This window comes from Prevotella sp. OH937_COT-195 (assembly GCF_003932845.1).
GTDB lineage: Bacteria > Bacteroidota > Bacteroidia > Bacteroidales > Bacteroidaceae > Prevotella.
In genome coordinates, this window is record NZ_RQZH01000075.1 from 1 (window position 1) to 1986 (window position 1986).

The following is a 1986-nucleotide window of genomic DNA, read 5'->3' on the forward strand; positions in this document are numbered from 1 at the left end:
AACAGCAGAGGGCACGGCCGGCTCCATCTGCGACTTCAAGACCCTCATCCTCGACGGCTGCAAAATCACCAGCCCCGCCGGAGCGGTGTGGAACGCCGGGAAGCGCGCCGTGTGCGACGCCTCGGGAAATATCATCACCGACAAGGTGACCATTGCACCGGTTACAACCTACGCCCTCAAAATTGCCGGCACGCAGGTAACCTCCGACAACTGCAACGACCTCAGCGTGATTGACGGCGTCAGCGGCAGGGTGAAGTACAACCCCGCCACCCACACCCTCACCCTTTACAACGCCACCATCAACGGCGGTAACTACATAGGCATCGTTTCAGATATCGACGACCTCACGGTGAAGCTCATCGGCTCCAATACCGTAACGTCGATGCTTGACGGTGTCAGGCACACCAAGTGGATGACCATTACGGGCGGCGGCACGCTCAACGCAGAGAGTACGAATGCTTGCGGCATCTTTACCGACAAAACCTCGCTGACCATCAAGGGCTGCGCCGTCAATGCCAAGGGCATATCGGGCATTACAGGATATGATGGCTCCTCGGAATCCCTCTCCATCGGTAATGCCACCACCGTAACGGCAGAAGGCTGGGACGGCTCCATCCTCAACTTCAAGACCCTCACCCTCGACGGCTGCAAAATCACAAGCCCCGCCGGAGCGGTGTGGAACGCCGGGAAGCACGCCGTGTGCGACGCCTCGGGAAATATCATCATCACCAAGGTGACAATCGAACCACTTACAAGCTACGGCCTCTATATTGCCGGCAAGCAGGTAACCTCCGGCAACTGCAACGATCTCAGCGTGATCCCCGGCGTGAGCGGAACGGTGAAGTACGACCACTCCACCAAGACCCTCACCCTCGACAACGCCGCCATCAACGCCGGCGGTGAGAAGCACGGCATCTATTCAAAAATTAACGACCTCACGGTGAAGCTCATCGGCACAAACACCGTAACGGGATTTGACGCCATCGGCCACAGCAAGTCGATGACTATCAAGGGTAGCGGCACGCTCAACGCAGAGGGCTCAGATGGCCCCCCCGGCATCTTTACCGACGAAACCTCGCTGACCATCGACGGCTGCACCGTCAATGTCAAGGGCGGATGGGGCATCTTAGGAGGAAATAAAGGCTCAACCCTCACCATCCGCAACGCCACGGTAACAGCAGAGGGCACGGCCGGCTCCATCTGCGACTTCAAGACCCTCATCCTCGACGGCTGCAAAATCACCAGCCCCGCCGGAGCGGTGTGGAACGCCGACGCCGAGAAGCGCGCCGTGTGCGACGCCTGGGGACATATCATCAAATCCAAGGTAACCATCGAGCCGGCTACTACCTACAGGCTCTACATTGCCGGCACGCAGGTAAACTCCGCCAACTGCAACGACCTCAGCGTCATCTCCGGTGTGAGCGGCACGGTGAAGTACGACCACTCCACCAAGACGCTCACCCTCGACAACGCCACCATCAACGCCGGTAACAAAATCAGCATTAATTCAGAGATCGACAACCTCACGGTGAAGCTCACCGGCACCAACACGGTAACGTCCGTCAGACACACCAAGCCGATGTTCATTGCGGGCGGCGGCACGCTCAACGCAGAGAGCACAAATGACTGCGGCATCTATGTTTTCAAGACCTCGCTCACCATCGACGGCTGCACCGTCAATGCCAAGGGGGAATATGGCATCGCAGGATATAACGGCTCATCGGAATCCCTCACCATCCGCAACGCCACGGTAACAGCAGAGGGCTCAAAGGGTTCCATCCTCGACTTCAAGGAATTCACCCTCGACGGCTGCAAAATCACAAGCCCCGCCGGAGCGGTGTGGAACGCCGAGAAGCGCGCCGTGTGCGACGCTTCGGGAAATATCATCACCGACAAGGTGACCATCACCCGCGATACCAACGGCATCGAAACCGTGACGGCCGACGTGCCTGCCGGCAAGCGCGGCGTGTATAACCTCCAAGGCGT

General features: G+C 58.7%; 1 protein-coding gene. It reads left to right on the forward strand.

All coding sequences use genetic code 11. From position 1 onward, the window contains the following. Positions 1 to 1986 (forward strand): hypothetical protein (locus EII32_RS12225; RefSeq protein ID WP_158611184.1); only part of this gene is annotated, 1986 nt, incomplete at both ends.